12 protein-coding genes and 1 pseudogene are annotated in these 18,590 nt (G+C 72.2%); 4 read left to right on the top strand and 9 right to left on the bottom strand.

Going from position 1 to position 18,590, the window contains the following annotated elements; all coding sequences use genetic code 11:
* The first annotated feature begins 96 nt into the window (after positions 1-96).
* Complete coding sequence (locus ACLVWQ_RS07570) at positions 97-1,035, top strand: zinc-binding dehydrogenase (RefSeq protein ID WP_414107452.1); 939 nt, start codon at positions 97-99, stop codon at positions 1,033-1,035.
* Here the strand turns inward: ACLVWQ_RS07570 and ACLVWQ_RS07575 are convergent.
* The 3 genes from ACLVWQ_RS07575 to ACLVWQ_RS07585 form a co-directional block, all read right to left on the bottom strand.
* Complete coding sequence (locus ACLVWQ_RS07575) at positions 1,004-6,229, bottom strand: DNA repair ATPase (RefSeq protein ID WP_414107453.1); 5,226 nt, start codon at positions 6,227-6,229, stop codon at positions 1,004-1,006. The two genes, ACLVWQ_RS07570 and ACLVWQ_RS07575, sit on opposite strands and share 32 nt — an antisense overlap.
* Positions 6,230-6,332: 103 nt before the next feature.
* Positions 6,333-8,378: a flotillin family protein gene (locus tag ACLVWQ_RS07580; protein WP_414107454.1), complete on the bottom strand. Its 2,046-nt coding sequence runs from the start codon at positions 8,376-8,378 to the stop codon at positions 6,333-6,335.
* A 530-nt stretch (positions 8,379-8,908) separates the two neighbouring features.
* The gene (locus tag ACLVWQ_RS07585) at positions 8,909-9,412 is read right to left on the bottom strand and encodes a putative T7SS-secreted protein (RefSeq protein WP_414107455.1); all 504 of its coding nucleotides are present in this window, start codon (positions 9,410-9,412) and stop codon (positions 8,909-8,911) included.
* 159 nt (positions 9,413-9,571) lie between these two features.
* On the opposite strand from ACLVWQ_RS07585, the gene ACLVWQ_RS07590 reads away from it, so the two are divergent.
* Positions 9,572-10,177: a hypothetical protein gene (locus ACLVWQ_RS07590; RefSeq protein WP_414107456.1), complete on the top strand. Its 606-nt coding sequence runs from the start codon at positions 9,572-9,574 to the stop codon at positions 10,175-10,177.
* A gap of 286 nt (positions 10,178-10,463) precedes the next feature.
* Here the strand turns inward: ACLVWQ_RS07590 and ACLVWQ_RS07595 are convergent, their stop codons facing one another.
* Together ACLVWQ_RS07595 and ACLVWQ_RS07600 are read right to left on the bottom strand one after the other, a co-directional pair.
* The gene (locus ACLVWQ_RS07595) at positions 10,464-11,153 is read right to left on the bottom strand and encodes an SDR family NAD(P)-dependent oxidoreductase (protein WP_414107811.1); all 690 of its coding nucleotides are present in this window, start codon (positions 11,151-11,153) and stop codon (positions 10,464-10,466) included.
* A gap of 74 nt (positions 11,154-11,227) precedes the next feature.
* A pseudogene (locus ACLVWQ_RS07600) lies at positions 11,228-11,293 on the bottom strand (hypothetical protein); the annotation flags it as partial.
* A 131-nt stretch (positions 11,294-11,424) separates the two neighbouring features.
* Here ACLVWQ_RS07600 and ACLVWQ_RS07605 point away from each other — a divergent pair.
* Positions 11,425-12,036, top strand: a complete 612-nt coding sequence (locus ACLVWQ_RS07605; protein WP_414107457.1) for a TetR family transcriptional regulator — start codon at positions 11,425-11,427, stop codon at positions 12,034-12,036.
* Positions 12,037-12,105: 69 nt separating this feature from the next.
* Here ACLVWQ_RS07605 and ACLVWQ_RS07610 read toward each other — a convergent pair whose 3' ends face one another.
* From ACLVWQ_RS07610 to ACLVWQ_RS07620, 3 genes are read right to left on the bottom strand one after another with little or no spacing between them, the layout of a single operon-like run.
* Positions 12,106-12,765 carry a response regulator gene (locus ACLVWQ_RS07610; RefSeq protein ID WP_414107458.1) on the bottom strand — a complete coding sequence of 220 codons (660 nt, stop codon included), beginning with the start codon at positions 12,763-12,765 and terminating at the stop codon, positions 12,106-12,108.
* Entirely contained in the window at positions 12,762-13,949 is a 1,188-nt protein-coding gene (locus ACLVWQ_RS07615; RefSeq protein ID WP_414107459.1) for a sensor histidine kinase, read from the bottom strand. The genes ACLVWQ_RS07610 and ACLVWQ_RS07615 overlap by 4 nt, the downstream gene beginning before the upstream one ends.
* Positions 13,946-14,785, bottom strand: a complete 840-nt coding sequence (locus ACLVWQ_RS07620; protein WP_414107460.1) for a lysostaphin resistance A-like protein — start codon at positions 14,783-14,785, stop codon at positions 13,946-13,948. The genes ACLVWQ_RS07615 and ACLVWQ_RS07620 overlap by 4 nt, the downstream gene beginning before the upstream one ends.
* Before the next feature lie 278 nt (positions 14,786-15,063).
* Here ACLVWQ_RS07620 and ACLVWQ_RS07625 point away from each other — a divergent pair, with 278 nt between their 5' ends.
* Positions 15,064-17,289, top strand: a complete 2,226-nt coding sequence (locus tag ACLVWQ_RS07625) for a DEAD/DEAH box helicase (protein WP_414107461.1) — start codon at positions 15,064-15,066, stop codon at positions 17,287-17,289.
* 139 nt (positions 17,290-17,428) lie between these two features.
* Here ACLVWQ_RS07625 and ACLVWQ_RS07630 read toward each other — a convergent pair whose 3' ends face one another.
* Entirely contained in the window at positions 17,429-18,544 is a 1,116-nt protein-coding gene (locus ACLVWQ_RS07630) for a threonine synthase (protein ID WP_414107462.1), read from the bottom strand.
* Positions 18,545-18,590 lie beyond the last annotated feature (46 nt).

Here is an 18,590-nt window from a genome sequence, read left to right on the forward strand (position 1 = left end):
TCCGGGTGGCCGCTCGCACCGCGTCGGTCACTCGCCGGGAGACAGACGTCCCAGGGTGACGAACGTCCCGGGAGACAAGCGTCCAAGGAGCAGACGATGCGCGCATGGCAGTTCACCGAAGTCGGAAAACCCCTCACCCTGAGCGAGGTGCCGACGCCGGCACCGGCCGCGGACGAGCTCGTCGTCCACGTGCGCGCCGCCGGGCTCTGCCACAGCGACGTCGGGTTCCTCGACGGCACGCTGACGCCTCTGCTCCCGTTCCGGCCGATCACGCTGGGCCACGAGATCGCGGGCGTCGTATCCGCCGTGGGATCCGGCGTGACCCGGTTCACCGTGGGTCAGAACGTCGTCGTCCCCGCGGCCATCGAAGGGCCGGGAACGTCGAAGAACGGCGGGTTCGCGGACGAGGTCGTCGTCCTTGAACGACTGGTCGTCGCGACTCCCGACGGGGTGCCGTTCGACCAGGCGGCCGCCGCCACCGACGCGGGCCTCACCTCGTACCACGCGGTCTCGGTGCAGGGAAAGGTCACCGCGGGCTCCCGGGTCGGGATCATCGGCCTCGGCGGACTCGGCTCGCTCGGCGCGCAGACCGCGCTGGCCCTCGGCGCGAAGCTGTTCGTGGCCGAGAAGAACGAGCGGGTGCACGAGTTCGCCCGCTCGCTCGGTGCCGAGCGGGTCGCGAGCGACATCACCGACTTCGCAGGCGAGAGCCTCGACGTGGTCATCGACTTCGCCGGGTTCGGGACGACCACCGACGGCGCGATCCACTCCGTGCGCCGCGGCGGCCGGATCGTCCAGGTCGGCCTCGGCCGTGCGCGCGGTGAGATCGACCTGCAGGCCCTCACTCTCAACGAGATCGAACTCGTCGGCTCGCAGGCCGGTTCGAAGGAGGACTGCGTGGCGGTGCTGGACCTCGTCGCCGAAGGGAAGCTGTCCTCGCGCATCACCGAGATCGGCTTCGAGGAGATCGCCGACGGGGTGGGCCGGCTGGAGCGCGGCGAGGTCATCGGACGGTTGGTCGCCACGTTCGGATGACCTCCCCTTCGGACACCGCCGAGACCGGTGCCGAGGCGAGTACTGATGCCGGTGCCGGTGCCGGTGCTGTGGAGTCGCGGCCCGCACCCACGCTCGCATCGGTGCTCGCGCCCGCGCCCGCATCCGTCCCCGCGCCCAGAGCCGCCCCCGTGATCGCCGATTCGACCGCGGCCACCCGTTCGGCGAGCAGGTCGAGGGCGGCGACGGCCCTGGTGAGCGCCGCGAGGTGAGGGTCCTCCGGGTGAGGGGCGCCGTCCGGGCCCCCGAGGGCACCCCGCGCCCGGACGTACAGGGCCTTCAGCTCCGTCCACCGCGCGGCCTGCCCGGCGTCGAGGGCGCCGCGCAGCTCCGTCAGCTTCAGCAGGTTCGCCTCCGCTCCGGTGGTGAGCGTCTGGGCCTCGGCCGTGTAGTGGTCGTCGAGGACGGCGCTCAGCTCGGCGTCGTTCATGACGGGCTGGATGCGCTGCGCGATCTTGTTCATGCTGCGGTAGGAGCCCTGGAGCCGGAACGGCGGTTCCGTGCGGGTGCTGTCGGTCCGCGCGGCGGAGGCGACGTAGGCCTCGTTCACCGCGATGACGGTCCGGCGCGCGGTCAGCAGATGGCGCAGGACGGCGAGGATCTGCTCCAGTTCGGCGGCTGCGTACGCGTGGACGAGCTGGTCGGCGCGTGCCGCGGAGTCGCCCTCGGCCAGCCGGATCAGCAGATCGAGGTCGGCGCGGTCGCGGTCGGCTAGCGGGGCCAGGACCGGGTTCGCGGTGAGGGCGTTCTCGACGAAGCTGACCGCGAAGGTGTCCTCCTTGCCGGTCACCACGTCGCCGAGGTTCCAGACGTCGGCCCGGTTGGCCAGCATGTCCGGGACACGGAAACGGCCGCCGGACTCGGTGTACGGGTTGCCGGCCATGCAGACCGCGAAGCGCTTGCCCCGCAGGTCGTAGGTGCGGGGCTCGCCGTCCCACACGCCCTCGATCCGCCGCGTCGCGTCGCACAGCGGGATGAACTTCTGCAGCAGTTCGGGGGAGACGTGCTGGATGTCGTCGAGGTGGAGGAGGGTGTTGTTGCCCGCCTCCAGCGCGAAGTTGATCTTCTCGACCTCGCGGCGGGCCGTGGCGTTCGGGGCGTCGGCCGGGTCGAGGGAGGTGACCGCGTGGCCGAGAGCGGGGCCGTTGACCTTGACCAGCACGAGGCCGAGGCGGTCGGCGACGTACTCCATGAGGGTCGTCTTGCCGTAGCCGGGCGGTGAGACCAGCAGCAACAGGCCGCCCGTGTCGGTGCGTCCGGTGTCGCCCGTCGTGCCGAGCTGCTTGGCGAGGCTGTCGCCGATGAGCGGGAGGTACACCTCGTCGATGAGGCGGTTGCGGACGAACGTGGTCATCACCTTCGGGCGGAACTCCGCCAGCCGGAGCCGCGACCGCTCGGCCGCGACCAGGGCGGTGCGCTGCCGCTGGTAGGCGCGGTGACCGGGCACGGACCCGGTGCGGAAGGCGCGGGTGCGGGCGAGGAGTTCGTCGACGCGGACGGTGAGCGTACGGCCCGCCAGGCGGGGGTGGGAGCCGAGCAGCCCGTCGACCGTCTCGGTCAGCGCCGCGTCGGACACGTACCGCGCGAGGTCGGGGCAGAGCTCGGCGGCCACGGCCTCGGCGAGGTCACCGGGGTCGAGGTCCGGACCGGTGGCGGAGGTGTACGAGGAGAGCCAGGCCTCGACCAGTTGGCGGCGGGCGGCGAGGTGGTGCGGGCCGTGCCCTTCGAGTGCGGCGAGGTCCTCGTCGTACACCGAACTGCCCGTCGCGCGGCGGAACGCGTCGAGCAGCGTCCGCGCGGCCGAGCTGATGACGAACCCCTCGGGCCCGGTGGTCAGCTCCTCGAAGAGGTACGCGGCGGCGGAGGCACGGGCCGCGCCTCGACCGTCCTGACCGCTCGGCCCGTTCTGCCCGTCCTGCCGGTCCTGACCGCCCTGAAGGTCCCTGCCGTCCCCTTCCATCGCGGTCGCCAGTTCCGCCTCGAAGCCCGCGATCTGTGCCGAGGTCAGGCCGAACGTGTCGCGGGCACGGGCCAGCGACCTCGCCCGCCGGGTCCAGCTCTCCCGGGCCTCGGCGGTGGTGCCGTGGGCCCAGAAGAGCTGGGCGGCGGCGCGGGCGGCCGGGCGGTGGCGCAGCGGGCCCGCCCGCTCGTGCAGACGCAGCAGCGCCGTGAGGATCAGGGTCGCGTCGTGGTCGTGCACGCCCCGCTCGTAGCCCTCGTCGTACGACGCCTGCGCGGCCCCGCGTACGAGGCCGGCCAGGTCGTCCGCCCCGGCGAGCGTGGCCGGGCCGTGGTCGTCGAGCAGCCGGGCGGCGAGGTGCTCGGCGCGGTAGACCTCGGGGGACTCGGAGGGCAGCGGCCGGTCCCAGTACGGCCGGGTCGCCGCGAACCCCGGGTCGGTCACCGGCGAGCGGTAGTCCGTGCCGGTGAGCGCGAAGGCGAGGCCGTCGCCGTGCGGGACCAGGGTGAGGTCCAGGGGCTCGGTGTTCACGGCGAAGCGGTGGCGGCCGAGGCGGACGGTGTGCCCGGAGTCGGTGTACAGGTCGGCGCGGTCGCGCAGCGCGCGGGCCGCCTGCTGACGGGCGGCCTTGAGCCGGCCGTCCAGTTCCTCGGCGCGCACCCGGTCGCCGAGGCCCCGCAGCTCGTCCGCGGTCCGCCGGACCCTGGCGACCATCGGGTCGGAGGCGAAGTAGGTGCTGACCGCGTCGGTGTCGGCGAGTACGGCCGCACGCCGCGCCACGCTCTCCAGGACCCGGGACGCCGAGACGGCGAGCTGCTCGGTCCGGCGGGCCCGCGCGTCGGCGAGGGTCTGCTTGCGGGCGGAGAACGCCTCGTGGATCTCGGCGCGCTTGTCGGCCAGCCTGTCGAGGAAGCCGGAGCCACCGGAGCTGCCGGAGCTGCCGGAGCTGCCGGAACGGGCAGGGCCGTCGGAGCCGCCGGAGCCGTCGGAGCCGCCGGAGTCGTCGGTCAGGTCGGCGAACCGCGCTTCCAGGTTCTCCAACTGGACCAGCAGCCGGGTGAGCTGCTCGTCGCAGGACTCCACGCTGTCGACCGCCGTGAGGGCCCCGGCGGCGGACTGGCCGAGCAGCGCGAACTCGGCGGCGAACTCGGCGCGCCCCTCGTGGCCGAGGAGTTCGCGGCGGCGGGCGGTGAGGGTGGCGCGGGCGCGGTTGACCCCGCCGAGGACCTCGGCGACCCGCTCCAGGATGGACGTACGGACCGTGGCGTCGCCGATCTCCAGTCCGGCGACGACCTCGGTGACGGTCCGCAGTCCGTCGGCCAGTTCGTCCAGGCGGGCGGCGACGGGCGAGGCCTCGGCCGCGGTGGCGATCGCCCCGGCGTCCGCGACGAGGCGGTCGATGTCCTGGTGGTGCCCGGTGAACGCGTCCTCGCGGGACAGGAAGGCCACGGCTCGCTGTCCGAACGAGGCGAGCTCCGCCGCGCCGTCCTCGGCCAGCGCGTCGACGCGCCCGGTGTCCGCGTACCGCGTCTCCCGAAGCGTCAGCAAGTGGCCCTGGGCGTGGCGCAGTTCGGTCAGACCGCGTACCCAGGCGGCGGCGTCCCGGGGTGCCTCGCCGCGCAGGCGCCGGACGAGCGAGGCGAGGCGCCGGTCCGCCTCGTCGAGTGCGTCGGCGGCCTGCCGGGTCAGCGCCCGGACGGTCTCGAACTCGGTGAGCACCTGCCCGGCCGTGTCCCGGACCTCGTCCAACGGGGCGCGCAGGTCGCCCAGTTCGGTGTCGCCGAGCCAGTGGAAGGTGTCGGCGGCGCGCACACAGGCGGCGACCAGGGCCGCGTACATCTCGGCCGTCGGGGTGTTCCCGGCCGTCGGAGCCGTCCCAGCGGCCCAGTGGGCGACGGAGAGGCAGTCGGAGATGCCGCGGACGAGGTCGGCGTTGCCGACGCGGGCCAGCGGACCCGAGCCGGTGGGCGCGGCGGCGGCATACGTGTCGGACACGAACGGGGAGCGCCACCGCTGCAGCGGATGGACGCGGGCCGGCTCGGCGGCGGCCCCCGCGGGGTCGGTGCGCAGCACCATGAGCGTGCCGTCGTCGGACAGCGCCCAGCCGTCACAGACCAGCGGGGCGGCGACCTCCTTGCGGATCATGTTGTAGGGCAGCAGCAGGCTGTGCCCCCGCACGCGCGCGTGGAATGCGAACAGCACGTCCTCACCGTTGGGCGAGCGGACCACGCGCTCGAACTCCAGGCCGGTGGTGTCGACGCCGTCGAAGGTCCGGTACGCGCCGCCGGCCAGGCAGTATCCGCCGGGGAAGACGACGCCCTGGTCCTCGGGCAGCCGGCGGCAGGCCTCCCCGATGCCGTCGAGGCGTACGACGGTCCTGGTGAGTGTGTTGAACACCAGGTGGCGGTACGCGTCCTCCTTGTAGGGGCGGATGCGCAGCAGGACGAGGGTGCCCACGCGCGCGTGGGCGATGTCCGCGTCGGCGAGCGACTGCAACGGCTCGTCGACCGGCTCGGAGTGGATCCCCTCGCCCGTCCCGGTGTCGTCCTCGACCTTGACGGTGAGGGTGCCGCCCGTCGTCCCGACGAAGACCTCGCCCCCGATCGACACGTGCGGGTGGCGGCCGAGCACGTGGTCCTCGCGCCGTGCCGCGGTCCACTCGAAGTCGTGGGAGGGCGGGACGACATGGTCGCGTTCGCCGCGCGCGTCGAGGAAGGCCGCCCGGCCGTCGTCGGACAGCGCCCAGCGCAGGACGCGGATGTCGTCGGCCTTCTCCCCGGTCTGGAAGACGGCCAGCACCTTGCCCTCCGCACGGCGCAGCCGCAGGAGGTGGGCCTGGCGGTAGTAGCGGTGGAGGGCGCCGAACTCCCGTACGAAGGCGGGGTCGTCGAGCAGGCCGGGGACGGCGTCGTCGGGCAGCCGGTTCAGGTCGCGGTCGTACAGCGCGAGGACGTCGCCCACCGCCGTCTCCGGTCTGAGGGCGAGGGAGGTGTGGTGGCCGAACAGCAGGTGGTCGCCGACGGCGGCGATGTCGCGAGGGACGCAGGCGTGCTCGGTGGTGATGCGTTCGGCGCCGGCGAGTTCGAGCCGGGTGGAGGCGAACTCCTCGGTGCGGCGGGCGTTGAGCGCCTCGGCCCGGCGGCCGAGTTCGCCGGCCTGCGCGGCGAGCCGGCCACGCAGCAGGTCGTACGTACCGGTGTCCAGGCCGGTTTCCATGGTCCAGCCTCCCTTCAGCTGCGCGCGGTGGTGCGCGGTTCACGACAGAGGGGTCCGAAGCTCCGACCCCCGTACGGAGCTCCGGACCCGTGGGGCGGGGCGGTCAGGCCTTGACGCCGCCGTTCAGCTCGGTGAGCGGCAGGTCGGCCAGGCCCAGTTCGCCCGCCCGGTCCATGAGGAGTTCCAGCGGGCCGGCGTGGGCGCCGCCCGTCTTCATCAGCTTCAGCAGGAACGCGGAGACCGTCAGGTTCTGCATGTCGGACGTGGAGACCGAGCCGAGGACCCGGCTGATGTCGTCGGTGAAGCTCGACCTGCCGTCCAGCCACGGCCCCGCGAGCGCCTGCGCGGTCTCGGAGTGCCGCATGAACCCGTCGACGCTCTTGCCGAGGCCGATCGAGGAGACGAGCCGGTCGAAGAAGACGGACTCCCCGCCGACGATGTCGATGTCGGCGTTCTCCAGGCCGGTCGCCAGCACCGTGGCCTGTGCCTCGGCGACCTGCCGCTGCACCTCCAGGCCCGCGAGCCGGACGTCCTTCTCGGCCTCCAGGCGCAGCCGGTACTCCTCGTGGCCGCGGGACGCGTCGTCCAGGGCGGCCATCGCGGCGGCCTTCTCGGTCAGTCCGGCCGCCTCGGCCTTCAGCCTGCCGCTGATCGCCTCGGCCTCGGCGAGTGCCTTCGCCCGTGCGCCCTCGGCCTCCGCCTTGAGGCGTGCCTGGGTGGCCTGGGCCTCGGCGAGGCCGGCCTTCTCGATGACCTCGGCCTCCTTGTCGCGGACCTGGACCGCCGCGAGCCCTTCGGCCGCCGCCTCGGCCTGGATGCCCTCGGCGAGCCGCAGCTTGGCCCGTGCGTCCAGGTCGGCGGACTTCAGCGCGGCCTCCGACAGCGTGAGCTGCTCGGCGGCGCGGTGGGTGGCGGCCTGCTCGGCGGCCTCAGCCGCCTTGATGTCCTTGACGAGCCTCTCCTGCGCCTGGGCCTCGGCGGCGATGACGACCGTCTGCCGGTCGCGCTCGGCCTCCTCCACGGCACGCAGCTTCTTGATGGACTCCTCCTGCTCGGCGACCGTACGGTCCACCGCGACCCGCTCCCGGACGACCTCGGCGATGTCTCGCTTCTGGGTCTCGACCTCCTTCTCGGCGGAGATCCGGGTCAGTTCGGTCTCCCGTTCCCGGGCGATGACCTCCAGGAGGCGGTCCTTCTCGATGCGCTCGTTCTCGACGGCGATGACCCGCTCGCGGTTCTTCTGCGCGACGGCGACCTCACGGGCCTGGTTCTCCCGCTGGATGCCGAGCTGTTCCTCGGTCCTGAGGAACGCGCCCTGCGCCCGCAGCCGCTCCTCCTCCACCACGCGCGCCGTCTCGGCCTCCTCACGGGCCCGTACGGTGTCGACCTCCCGCTTCTGCTTGATCTCCGCGTCGGCCTGCCGGCGCTCCAGTTCGAGGATGGCCTCCCGGGCGTCGACGTTCTGCCGGGTGATCTCCTTCTCCTCGGTGCGCTGGAACTCGTTGGTCCGCACGTGCTCGATGGCGGTCAGCTCGGTGATCTTGCGGATGCCCTGTGCGTCCAGGACGTTGGCCGGGTCGAGCTGGGTCAGCGGCGTCTGCTCCAGGTAGTCGATCGCCGCGTCCTCCAGGCTGTAGCCGTTGAGGTCGATGCCGATGATCTCGATGATCCGGTACCGCAGTTCCTCGCGCTTGGTGTAGAGGTCGGTGAAGTCCATCTGCTTGCCGACGGTCTTCAGCGCCTCGGAGAACTTCGCGTTGAACAGCTCCTGCAGCGTGTCCTTGTCACTGGCCCGCGCGGTCCCGATGGCCTGGGCGACCTTGACGACGTCCTCGACGGTCTTGTTGACCCGCACGAAGAACGAGATACGGATGTCCGCGCGGATGTTGTCCTGGCAGATCAGCCCTTCCCGCCCGGCCCGCATGATCTCGATGGTCTTCACCGAGATGTCCATGACCTCGGCCTTGTGCAGCACGGGCAGGACGACCTGCCCGGTGAAGGTCACATCGACCTTGCGCATCTTCGACACGATCAGGGCCTTGCCCTGCTCGACCTTGCGGAACAGCCGGGAGAACACGAACAGCAGCGCGAGCGTGGCGAGCAGGACGACGGCGACGAGCACGCCGACGCCCACAGTGATGGAGTCCATGGCATACGTCCTTGAGGCGTAAGGAATGAAGGCGTACGGGAATGAAGGCGTACGGGAATGCAGGCGTACGGAATGGAGCCGTGGCGAAGCGATTCGCCGTGCCGAGGAGATGCCTGACGAGGCCCGAGGCCCTGAGGCATGAAGAAGAAGGCGGGTGAGGCGGGAAACCGGGAAGTCAGGACGGGCTCAGCCGCGGCGCGACTCAGACAGCGTGGTCCCGCGGATACGGCACAGAGGTGCGGTCGCCCACGAGGGCCCCGGTTTCCGGGAGCGGCTCGGGTTCGTCGGGGAACAGGAGGGCGGGAAGGTCGATACTCGCTTCGAAGAACGCCCGCATGCCTACCTCCCCCGACGTGTCACGTCATCGCGTCCGGCCCGAGGGGAAAGCCGGCCCCGGTGCGGGATCGGCGTCCCTGCCGATACCCGGCACCGGGGCCATCCGTGGCTCCCCTTGGTGGGTATTCTGCCCAAGAGTGATCGGCTCCCGCATTGCCGGATCCCGGCAGCGTTCCCGGGGGTTCGTATGCCGGTTACCGCTGGGGAGCCGTCACCGGCCCACCGATCCGCGCGCGTCGGTCGGCCGTGTCGTAGGCCTTCTGTTTGTCCTTCTTGTCCTTGTCGTGCTCGTCCTTGTCCTTGTCGGAGAGAGCGGACGTGTCCTTGGGCAGCCCGTCCAGACCGCCTCTCGCGGTGTTCACCTTCCGTGCCGCCGCGGCCGCTCGCTCCTCCAAAGCGCGGGCCCGCGTCTGGAAGCCGTCCAGGCTGGTCTCCCAGGCCGACAGCGCGCGATGGGCCGAACCGACCGAGTCGAGAGCCTTCCTGAGATACGGGGGAATCTTGTCGACGGACTTCGTGAACGTGTCGGCCGACCTGCCCACCCAGATCCCGTCGGACGTACCGATCCTGCTGAGCTGGGTCTGCGCGGTGCCGCTGTCCCGGTCGACCCGACCGATCGCGGAGACCATCTGCCGTACGGTCTCCAGGTCTCCCGGTGCCGGATCGAACCCCAGATTCGGGTACTTCGACGAACCCACTGTGCTTCCCCCTACGTCTGCCGCCGGCCTCCCACGCGCGGGGATCCGGATCATTCAGGTGATAGGAAGCTATCCGTGGTGCGAGCGGTTCCGCCATCGTCGTGACCACAGCGCTACGGCATGCTGACCGTGCCCGCAGAATCGGACCCAGGAGGCGCGATGTTCCTACAGCCCCAACTGAAGGCCCTGTTGCGGGACGGCTCGCAGGGGGCCCAGCGGCACGACGCCCGTAATCTGCAGCGGTCCTGGCGCAGGTTCGCCGCCTTCGCCTATGTCGCCGAGCAGTACGGCTACCGGTACGACGGTCTCTCCCCGCTCTCCCCGAAGGGGAGCCCGAATCCGTACTTCGCCTTCCGCCGCGCGCCGGACGCGGTGGAGCGCGCCACCCGTACCGCGGAGCTGCACCCCACGGCGCTCGGGGGCGGCCCGCTGCCCGGTATGCGGCCAGGAGGCAGGCGGCTGCGTCCGCTCCCCGAGGTCCGCCGGGACGTCGACCTGCTGCATGCGCGGATCATGGTCGACTACAGCCGCGGCCACCGGCGGCGCGGCCTGATCGCGCTGGTGCTCCTCCCGCTCGTCATGCTGATCCCGCTCTCCCAGGCCGGTTTCACCGCCACGGCCCTGCTGGTCTGCGCCGCCGTCTGGCTGTTCTTCGCGGCGCTGTGGGCACTCGGCCTGTACCTCGCGCGGCGCCGCCTCGTGAAGTACGGACGCGTCCTGACCGCGGCGGGAATCGACTGGTCGCCGACGCGGGCGGGCAACTGACCTTCCGGGCTCCGGACGGCGCGCAGGGCACGATGGCGCCGACAACGGTCGACGACCGGGTCGTTCGGCGGGCCCATGGACGACGGGGGAACGCGATGGTGTCGGTATCGGTTGTCGGGGCCGGCCCGGTGGTCCTCGTGGTCTGGTCGACACGGGTTCTCGTCCGGCGGGATCGCCGCCGCTTCGGCACCGGTCCGGAGGCGCATCGGATCGAGGTGAGAGCCACCGGAGGCATCCGGGAGGCACGCCGGACCGAGTTCGTACCAGGGGTCGTTGCCGCCGCCGTTCAGGCCAGCAGCTTCTCGGAGCGGTCCCACAGGCGGCGGGCGAGGTCGGGGTCGGCGGCCTGTGCGCTGGTCTTGGCTGGCTTGCGTTTCTCGTAGTAGCCACCCGACTCCCAGTCGGTGCCCGGTCGGCCCTCGGCGAGCCAGACCAATTGGTCGGCACCCTTCTCCGGGGTGGTCAGCAGGGCGGCGCGCGTGACGCGGTTCGTGGTGATGAAGCGATGGACCGGGCTGTCGGACTGGGTACCGAAGCTCGACGCGACGTTCCCGGGGTGGAAGGCGGCGGCGGAGACGCCCTGCGCGTGGTAGCGGCGGTGCAGTTCCTTCGTGAACAGGATGTTCTCGAGTTTGGCCGCGCCGTAGGCCCGTACCGGACTGAACCTCCGGTCGTGGTCGAGGTCGTCGATGTCGAGCTTGCCCGGCATGCGTCCGCCGACGCTGGAGGTCTGGACGACCGACGCCCCGCCCTCGACGAGTCTGTCCATCAGCAACCGCGTGAGCAGGAACGGCGCCAGGTGGTTGACCTGGAAGGTCATCTCGAACCCGTCGACGGTCTTGGCGGGGTCGCCGAAGACCCCGCCGGCGTTGTTCGCGAGCACGTCGATGCGCGGGTGGGCGGCCAGCAGTTCGCCGGCGAGGGCGCGGACGTCGTCCAGGCGCGCGAAGTCGGCGACATGGTGGGGCGCGTCGATCTCCTGGGCGACGGCACGCGTCTTCCGCGGGGGCGCCCGACCACCACCACGTGGTGCCCGAGCGTGTGGAGCCGGCTTGCCGCCGCCGCTCCGATGCCGTCGCTGGCGCCCGTGATGACGACGGTTCTGGGTTCGTTCATGGTCTCTTCCCCGGGGTGGTGGGCCGCCTGACGGATATGGCTGACAGTCTACGCCTAATCTGTCAGTCGCTGCCAAGGTTGCGTCGATCGTCAGGCCGGGCGTCAGGCCGGGTCGCTAGACTCGGCGCATCATGAGCGACAGGCAGCCTGGGCTACGGGAACGCACGCGCCGCGCGGTGCGGAAAGAGATCGCCGAGGCCGCGAACGCGCTCTTCGTCGAGCGTGGCTTCGAGGCCACGACCATCGACGACATCGCGGCGGCCGTCGGAATGTCCCAGCGGAGTGTGTTCCGCTACTTCGCGACGAAGGACGACATCGTCCTCGGCAAGTTCGAGTTCGCCGTCGAGGAGATGCTCGCCGCGTTCCGCGCCCGCCCGGCCGACGAGCCCCTCTGGACGTCGCTGCGCGGGGTGTTCGAGGTGCTGGTCCTGATGTCCGAGATGCCCGAGCGCGCGGCGCAGATGGAACCGGTCCACCGGATGGTCTTCGAGAGCCCCGCGCTACGGGCCGGATACCTGCAGAGGCTCCAGCGGCTGCAGGACGCCGTGGTGGACGAGGCGCGCGGCAGGGCCGAGGCGGCGGGTGCGCCCTACGCCGTCGCAGATCCGACGCCTCGCGCGGTGACCGCCGCCGCCTTCGGCTGCCTGGTGGCCGCGCAGCACTCCTGGCTCGCCGCAGGCGCGAACGGCTCGTACCGGGAGGCCGTCGACCGTGCGATGGCGACGGTACGGCCCGTCGACTGACCGGCTGACTGGTTGACCGGTTGACATCCGCGAGTGCGGCGAGTGCGGCGGCCACCGCCCGTCAGGTGGTCAGGTCACCAGGCCCTGGCGGTAGGCGTAGACGACCGCCTGCACGCGGTCGCGGAGGTTGAGTTTGGCGAGGATGCGGGAGACGAAGGTCTTGACCGTCTCCGGGCTGATCACGAGGGCCGCGGCGATCTCGCTGTTGGAGAGGCCGTTGGCGATGAGACGCAGGACCTCCAGCTCGCGCGGGGTCAGCGGGATGTCCTGCGGGGCGCTGTCGGCCGGCCGGATGCGGGCGGCGTACTTGCCCACGAGCCGGCGCGTCACCTCGGGGTCCAGCAGGGCCGCGCCCGTGCCCACGGTCCGGATCCCGTGGAGCAGTTGGGCCGGCGGGGCGTCCTTGAGCAGGAAGCCGCTCGCCCCCGCCCGCAGCGCCTCGTAGACGTACTCGTCCAGGTTGAACGTGGTCACCACCAGCACCTTGACCGGGTTCGCCACCCCGGCGCCGGCCAGCAGACGGGTGGCCCCGATGCCGTCGAGCACCGGCATGCGTACGTCCATCACCACGACGTCCGGGTGCACCTGGGCGGCCAGGTCGACCGCGGCCCGCCCGTCACCGCACTCGCCCGCCACCTCCAGGTCGGGCTGCGCGTCGATGATCGTCACGAGGCCGGTGCGGATCAGCACCTGGTCGTCGCAGACCAGGACCCGGATCGGTGAGGTCACGAAGAGCTCCCCGCGGGTATCCGGGCGCGTACGACGAAGCCGCCGGCCGGCTGCGGGTCCGCGCTGAAGTCGCCGCCCAGGACGTCGACCCGTTCGCGCAGACCGGCCAGGCCCCGCCCGCTCCCGCCGGGGGAGCCGGCCCGCGAGCCGGACCCGTCCGTACTGACCTGCACGGTGATCTCCTTCTTGGCGTGCCGCACCTGGACCGAGGTGCGGCTGCCGTGAGCGTATTTGAGGGCGTTGGTCAGGGCTTCCTGCACGACCCGGTAGGCCACGAGGTCGGCGCTGCCCGTCGACTCCGCCGGGGTGCCCTCCTCGGTGAACTCCACCGGCTGCCCGGCCCGGCGGGTCTGCTCCACGAGCGTGAGCAGTCGGCCCGCCGGGGGTGTCCTGGACTCGGTGCCGTGGTCCGGGTTGAGCAGGTCGAGCAGATGCCGCAGGTCGGTGATGGCCCGTCGGCCGGTGTCGGTGACGGCGGTCAGGGTCTGGTCGAGACGCTCGGGCGACGCGGTGAGATAGCGCGCCGACTCGGCCTGTACGACCATCGCCGTCACATGATGGGTCACGACGTCGTGGAGCTCGCTTGCGATACGGGTGCGTTCGGCGGTGCGGGTGTCCTCGGCGATACGGCGGCGGCGTTCGGCGTCCGCGATCCGGGTGGAGCGCAGCCACGCCCCGATGCCCCAGGCGAGCACCAGCGACAGGTAGAGCATCACGAACTCGCTCGCCGGTTCGCCCTTGCCGGGCCGGGACAGCGCGACGGCCAGCGGTACGAACGCCACGGTGAGGACGGTCGCGGTGGTGCGCCGGAAGCGGTCCTGATGGGCGCTCACGCTCAGCAGCGCGATCGGCAGCGTGGTGCCCGCCATCGTGTGGTAGCCGCGGAGCTGGTCGAGGGCGAAGCCGGCCGAGACCAGGGCGATACAGACGATCGGCAGCCGTCGGCGTACCGACAGGGGCAGGCATTCGAGAGCGAGTGCCAGGACGGCCAGGGCGTCCAGGGGACGGTCGGGCAGGTCGCCGACCTTCGTCCCGTGAGAGTTCGTCAGGAACCCTCCGACGAGGAACGCCAGCCCGAGCGGGAGATCCCGGACCACGACGGGGGACCGGTGCCACCGCTTCGGTATGTCGGTCCGCTGCCACCGCCGCGTGGCCCACGCCGCGGCCCGCCGAAGACTCGTCATCGGGGGAGTGTAACGGTGGTGCCGACGCGGCCCGCGCCCTTGCCGCGAGCGGGCACCACGTGGCCGCGCCGGTAGGCCAGCCACATGAACACGATCGCCGTCAGCACACCGAACAGCACGGAGTACACGCTGCCTTCCGGGCCGAAGTCACCGCCGGTGAGCAGCTTCGGGCCCGACGTCGTGGAGTCCAGCAGCCCCTGGGGGGTGTTGTTGCCCGAGACCTCGGTGCTGAAGATGCCGCCCGCGGCGAAGTTCCACCCGAAGTGCATACCGATCGGCACCCACAGCTTGCGGGTGGCCACGTACGCGGCGGTCAGCATGGTGCCGGCCTCGATGGTGATGGCGGCGGCGCCCCACAGGCTCGCGTTCGGGTTGGTCAGGTGCATCAGGCCGAACAGCGCGCTGGTCAGTGCCATCGCGAGCCAGGTGCCGAGGCGTCGCTCGATTATCCGGAACAGGACGCCGCGGAACAGCAGTTCCTCCGTCACGGCGGCGGCGGCCATGAAGCCGAGCAGCCCCATCGCGCCCGACACCGAGGCCAGCCCGTCGACGTCGTAGTACCCGGAGGTGAAGAGGTTCACCATGACGGCCGTGAACAGCGCGGCGCCGATCAGCGTGCCGCGGCCCAGCGCGGCCGGGGCCTTCTCCAGGTCCAGCTCGGTGACCGCGCGGTGCTCGGTCCGCCCCACCACCCACCGGTAGACGAGCACCGAGAGCACGGCGGTCGGGAGGCCGATGGCCAACTGGATCCACGGCTTGCCGTCAGCCGCCATGGTTGCCTGACCGCCGACCAGAGCGACCGCGGCGACAGCCAAGAATTGCCAGACCAGCCTCATGAGAACCCCTGTGTCAGAGCCGCGGCCTGAGCGCCGCGGGCTATGGGGAAAAGCTATGGATTCGAGGCCCGGGAATCGTCACCGCCGGGTGGACACCTGCGCGTAGCTCTGACGGGGGACGCCCCCCCGGGGCCGAGCGGGCCGAGCGGACCGAGCGGACCGAGCGGACCGAGCGGACCGAGCGGACCGAGCGGACCGAGTGAGCTGAGCGCGGGCCGTGTCAGAGGTCCGTGGCAGGATGACCGCTCGGTCGGGGTGTGCGGGGTGAGAAGGGCGACATGGCGGAGGGCGCGAGGGCGGGCGGCGGCCCCGTGACGGTGGGACGCAGGGCCAGGGAGGTCGTCGCCAGGGGAGAGCGGCTGGCCGGGCTCGCCCGGGGTGTCCTCGCCGACCGGGCACGCGCGGTCGAGCAGGTGCGCACCGCACTCGCGCCGCTCCTCGCCGAACTGGTCGCCCAGGAGATGGAGGGCATCCCCGTCTCCCGGCTGAAGGACGTCACCGAGGGGCGGCTGCGGCTCGGAGCCCTGGAGAGCGCCGGATTCGGCAGCGTACGGCCGGTGTTCGAGGCAAGCCGCCACGCGCTGCGGCAGATCCCGGGGGTCGGGGCGCAGACCGCCGACCAGGCGCTCGCCGCCGCCCGGCAGATCGGCCGCGCGCTGGAGGAGACCGTGTCGGTGAGGATCGACGTCGATCACCCGGAGCCGCGGAGCACCGCCCTCGTCATCGCGCTGCGGCGGATCGTCGAGGCGGGCCCCGACCTGCGCCGGGCCGTGGACGCCGCCGCCGCGCTGGAGCGGGACATCGCGGCGCTGCTCCCGGCGGCACGGCCGGCCGGCGGGCGCCTGCGGATGGCGCTCACGGGCAGGGCCGGCCGCGAGCGCGCGCTGGCGGCCGTGGGCGAGCTGCGCTCCCTGGTGGCCGACGCCGTCTCCAAGGGCGTACCGATGCTGCTCACCCAGGCCTCGACCGACCTGCTGAGGGAGTCCGCGTCCGACGCCGAGGCGTGGGTGGACTTCGAGCTGCGGTCCGCGGAGTACTACAGCCAGCTCGCCGAGATCGCCGGCAGCGCGCCCGACGTCGAGGCGGCCGAGGGCTTCCTGCCGGCGGAGGTCGCCGACCGCGTCCACGCGCAGGGGCTCGACGACACCCACTGCCGTGTCTCGCTGCGCGGTTACCAGTCCTTCGGGGCGCGGTTCGCGCTCGCCCAGCGGCGGGTCGTCCTCGGTGACGAGATGGGGCTCGGCAAGACGGTCCAGGCCATCGCGGTACTCGCGCACCTGGCCGCCGACGGGCACCGCCACTTCCTGGTGGTGTGCCCGGCGAGCGTACTCATCAACTGGACGCGGGAGATCGGCTCCCGCAGCACCCTGCGCGCGGTGCCCGTGCACGGCCCCGAGCGGCTGGACGCGTACGCCGAGTGGCGCGAGCGCGGTGGTGTCGCGGTCACCACCTTCGACGTGCTGCACACCCTGCCGGACCCGAGGAAGGCCGCCGAGCACCCGCTGGACGCGCCTGCCGCGCTCGTCGTCGACGAGGCGCACTACGTCAAGAACCCCGAGGCCCGCCGCTCGCGTGCCGTCGCGCGCTGGACGGACCGCTGCGAGCGGGTCCTGTTCCTCACGGGTACGCCGATGGAGAACCGCGTCGAGGAGTTCCGTACGCTCGTCCGCTACCTCCAGCCCGACCTGGTGCCGAAGATCCAGGGCAGCGACGCCGTCGCGGGCCCGCACACCTTCCGCAGGTCCGTCGCCCCCGCCTACCTGCGGCGCAACCAGCAGGACGTGCTCACCGAACTGCCCGCGCTGGTCCAGGTCGACGAGTGGGAGGAGTTCAGCGCCGCCGACCAGGACGCCTACCGGGCGGCGGTGGCCGCCGGGAACTTCATGGCGATGCGCAGAGCCGCGTACGCGCACCCGGAGAAGTCGGCGAAGCTGCAGCGGCTGCGCGAGCTGGTCGCGGAGGCCGCCGCGAACGGGTTGAAGGTCGTTGTCTTCTCGTACTTCCGTGACGTCCTCGCCGCCGTCCAGGAGGCGGTGGGGGAGGGGGCGCTGGGGCCGCTGGCGGGCGGTGTCCCGGCGGTCCGGCGGCAGCAGCTCGTCGACGAGTTCACGGACGCGGCGGGGCACGCGGTGCTGCTCTGCCAGATCGAGGCCGGTGGGGTCGGGCTCAACCTCCAGGCGGCGTCCGTGGTGATCCTGTGCGAGCCGCAGGTCAAGCCGACGCTGGAGCATCAGGCTGTCGCCCGTGCGCATCGGATGGGGCAGGTCCGGTCGGTGCAGGTGCATCGGCTGCTCGCGACCGACAGCGTGGACGACCGGCTGTTGCGGATCCTGGAGAGCAAGTCGCGGCTCTTCGACGCGTACGCCCGGCGTAGTGATGTCGCCGAGGCGACGCCGGACGCGGTCGACGTGTCGGACGGGTCGATCGCTCGGCGGGTGGTGGAGGAGGAACAGCGGCGGTTGGCCCTCCTGGGGGGTGCGGCGGGCGCTCCGCGGGGGGAGTGAGGGGGGTTTGTCGTCGGGTGCGGGTGGGGTGTGGCTGGTCGCGCAGTTCCCCGCGCCCCTGAAAGGCGACGGATTGCGCCGTTCCCCGCGCCCCTGACGGTGTCCCTGAAGGTGCCCCCAAGAGGCGCGAGTGGGTGTGTCACCGGTGTGGGGTTGTCGATAGACCTGATTTCAGGCCCGCTCCGCATAGGGGGATCACCGCTGTGCGGGTGGCCAGGGCGCCCTCTCGCACCGCTGCCCAGCACGCCACGCCTGTCGATTCCACGTACAGGCCCTGGGAGGCCAGGTCGGTCTGGGCGTGGCGGAGCTGGTCCTCCGTCACGGTGAGGAACGTGCCGCCGGACTCGCGTACCGCCCGCAGGATCTGGCGTGCCCTCGGCGGGCGGGGGATCGCGATGCCCTCCGCGGCGGTGGGGGCCGCAGGGGTGACCCCGACCAGGTCGTCGGTGCCCTCCTGCCAGGCGTGGGCCAGCGGGGCGACGGCCGCGGACTGGACCGCGTACAGCGCGGGTCTGCGGTCGATCAGGCCCGCCGCGTGCAGTTCCGCGACGGCGAGCGCCGCGCCGAGCAGGAGCGTGCCGTTCCCGACCGGGACCACGAGCACCTCGGGGAGCCGTCCGCCGAGCTCCTCCCACACCTCGTGGACGTACGTCTTCGTGCCGTGCAGGAAGTACGGGTTGAAGACGTGTGAGGCGTAGAACGTGCCCTCCTCGTCCGCCGCGTCCCGGGCCGCGGACGCCGCCGCCTCCCGGTCGCCCGGGACCACTTCAAGGCGGGCCCCGTGCGCCCCGATCTGCTCCAGCTTCTTCGCGGACGTGCCTTCGGGGACGTACACCGTGCACGACAGGCGGGCCCGTGCGCAGTACGCGGCGACGGCCGTGCCCGCGTTGCCGCTGCTGTCCGCGACGACCCGCCGGGGCCGCAGCCGCAGCGCCAGCTCGGCGAGCAGGACGGCACCGCGGTCCTTGAAGGAGAGGGTCGGCATCAGGAAGTCCAGCTTGGCCGAGACCCCCTCCTTCAGCGCGACCAGCGGGGTGCGCCCCTCGCCCAGTGACACCGAGGGGGACGAGAGCGGCAGGCACTCCGTGTACCGCCAGAGCGAATTAACGCGTCCCGTCAGGGACTTGAGCGTCGCGGGTGTGGGGGCGAAGTCCAGGTCGAGCGGGCCGCGGCAGACCGGGCAGCACCACGCGAGCGAGTCCGTGGGGACGCGGGTGCCGTCCACCGGGCAGAAACAATCCGGCAAGGGAGTCATCTCCGCAGGTTAGGTCCACCTGTCGGGGACGGGCGGTCATGACAGA

This window comes from Streptomyces sp. CWNU-52B, assembly GCF_047444975.1.
Lineage (GTDB): Bacteria > Actinomycetota > Actinomycetes > Streptomycetales > Streptomycetaceae > Streptomyces.

Excerpts from the sequence above, each read along its gene's own strand:
- ACLVWQ_RS07625 (WP_414107461.1), top strand. The coding sequence starts at position 15,064 with ATGGCGGAGGGCGCGAGGGCGGGCGGCGGCCCCGTGACGGTGGGACGC.
- ACLVWQ_RS07580 (WP_414107454.1), bottom strand. The coding sequence starts at position 8,378 with ATGGACTCCATCACTGTGGGCGTCGGCGTGCTCGTCGCCGTCGTCCTG.
- ACLVWQ_RS07630 (WP_414107462.1), bottom strand. The coding sequence starts at position 18,544 with ATGACTCCCTTGCCGGATTGTTTCTGCCCGGTGGACGGCACCCGCGTC.
- ACLVWQ_RS07590 (WP_414107456.1), top strand. The coding sequence starts at position 9,572 with ATGTTCCTACAGCCCCAACTGAAGGCCCTGTTGCGGGACGGCTCGCAG.
- ACLVWQ_RS07615 (WP_414107459.1), bottom strand. The coding sequence starts at position 13,949 with ATGACGAGTCTTCGGCGGGCCGCGGCGTGGGCCACGCGGCGGTGGCAG.
- ACLVWQ_RS07605 (WP_414107457.1), top strand. The coding sequence starts at position 11,425 with ATGAGCGACAGGCAGCCTGGGCTACGGGAACGCACGCGCCGCGCGGTG.
- ACLVWQ_RS07575 (WP_414107453.1), bottom strand. The coding sequence starts at position 6,229 with ATGGAAACCGGCCTGGACACCGGTACGTACGACCTGCTGCGTGGCCGG.
- ACLVWQ_RS07570 (WP_414107452.1), top strand. The coding sequence starts at position 97 with ATGCGCGCATGGCAGTTCACCGAAGTCGGAAAACCCCTCACCCTGAGC.
- ACLVWQ_RS07620 (WP_414107460.1), bottom strand. The coding sequence starts at position 14,785 with ATGAGGCTGGTCTGGCAATTCTTGGCTGTCGCCGCGGTCGCTCTGGTC.